Source organism: Micromonospora gifhornensis (assembly GCF_016863515.1).
GTDB lineage: Bacteria > Actinomycetota > Actinomycetes > Mycobacteriales > Micromonosporaceae > Micromonospora > Micromonospora gifhornensis.
The window spans coordinates 1-1,581 of the sequence record NZ_BOPA01000093.1; the positions used below are offsets into that span (position 1 = coordinate 1).

Genomic DNA, 1,581 nt, shown 5'->3' on the forward strand with positions numbered 1-1,581 from the left:
TAACTCGAAAATCGACCGTAACTTGACGTGCGGCAGCATCCCGCGTCGCGGAGCGGCGCGGGATGGGTCTTGTTGGGCGGTGCGTTAGGCGGCGAGGTCGAGGGTGACGCGGTAGCCGAGGGCTTCGAGCTGGTGGATGTGGTTGCGTTTGCGGCGTTCGGTGTCGGTGCGGCTGAGGTAGAAGTCGGCGCCGAGATCACGGAAGCCGGCTGCGGGGTCTGACAGCAGGTGCCAGATGATCGTCAGGACTGAGCGGCCGACCGCGACGATGGCGCGTTTGGCGCCGCGTCTTCGGGCGATGCGCCGGTAGCGTTCGCCGAGGAACGTGCTGGTGCGGGCGGCGGAGACCGCGATCTGCCCGAGGACGCGGGCGAGGTAGCGGTTGCCGTGTCCGGTCGATCCGGTGCCTTTGCGGCGGCCGGCTGATTCCTTGACGCCGGGGGCGAACTTGGCCCAGCCGGCGAGGTGGGCCGGGGTCGGGAAGCGGGTCATGTCCACGCCGATCTCGGCGATGATCGCGGCAGCGGCGGCCGGGCCGACTCCGGGGATCTCAAGCAGCCGGGTCGCCGCCGGGGCAAAAGGGGCCAGTTGCGCCTCGATCCGGGCGTCGACCTCGCGGATGTCGGCCTCGACCTGCTCGATGCGGGCGATCATCTTGCCCAGCAGGAACGCGTGGTGGTCGGTGAAGTGACCGGTGAGAGCTTCCTGCAGGGCTGGGATCTTGCGGCGCAGGCTGGAGCGGGCCAGTTCGGCCAGGGTGTGTGGGTCGCGCTGCCCGGCGATCAACGCCGCCATCATGGCCCGCCCCGACGTGCCGAACAGGTCGCTGACCACGACCGACAGTTTGATCTGCGCGTCTTCGAGCAGCTTCTCCGCCCGGTTGCGTTCCGCCCCCGCCTCAGCGATCAGATCGACCCGGTAGCGGGTCAGATCCCGCAGCATCCGGATCGGCGCCGGTGGCACGAAACTCGGCCGGATCATCTGCCGTTCGGCGACCTTGCACAACCACACCGCGTCCAGCTTGTCGGTCTTCGGCCGGCCCGGCAGATGCTTGACGTCGCGGGCGTTGACCAGCCACACCTCGAACCCGTGCGCCTCAAGGAGGTAGAACACCGGTTTCCAGTAGTCACTGGTGGCTTCCATGACCACCCGGGTCACCCCCAGCGCGGCCAGACGCTCGGCCAGCCCGATCAACGATCGGGTCATCGTCGGGTAGGTCCGCACTTCCTGCAGCCGCCGTCCGGGCTTCGTCTCGTCCGGAACCCGTGCGCAACACACCAACGACGCCTTACCAATGTCCAACCCCGCCACACGCGTGATGATCTGCTCTTCGTCCTGGGCTTGATCCAGCAACCGAAACCCTCCCCACCAGCGCGAACATCAGGGCGGTCGCCCACGGCAGCCACAGAACGGGTGAATCTAACTCGCGTGCTCGCAGCAACAGTGAAGGGCCCATAACGCGGCTACCAGCGTCCGACTAACCCACGACCTCACACGGACCAAGGAGCAACGACGTCAGCGAGCGACCGACACAATTTTCAGCCCGGAACGGGCCACCTCGCCAGAGGCGACAAGGACTAA

General features: G+C 67.2%; 1 protein-coding gene. It reads right to left on the reverse strand.

All coding sequences use genetic code 11. From position 1 onward, the window contains the following. Nucleotides 1-84: 84 nt before the first annotated feature. Nucleotides 85-1,311 carry an IS110 family RNA-guided transposase gene (locus Vgi01_RS30240; protein ID WP_239089268.1) on the reverse strand — a complete coding sequence of 409 codons (1,227 nt, stop codon included), beginning with the start codon at nucleotides 1,309-1,311 and terminating at the stop codon, nucleotides 85-87. Between the last annotated feature and the right edge of the window lie 270 nt (nucleotides 1,312-1,581).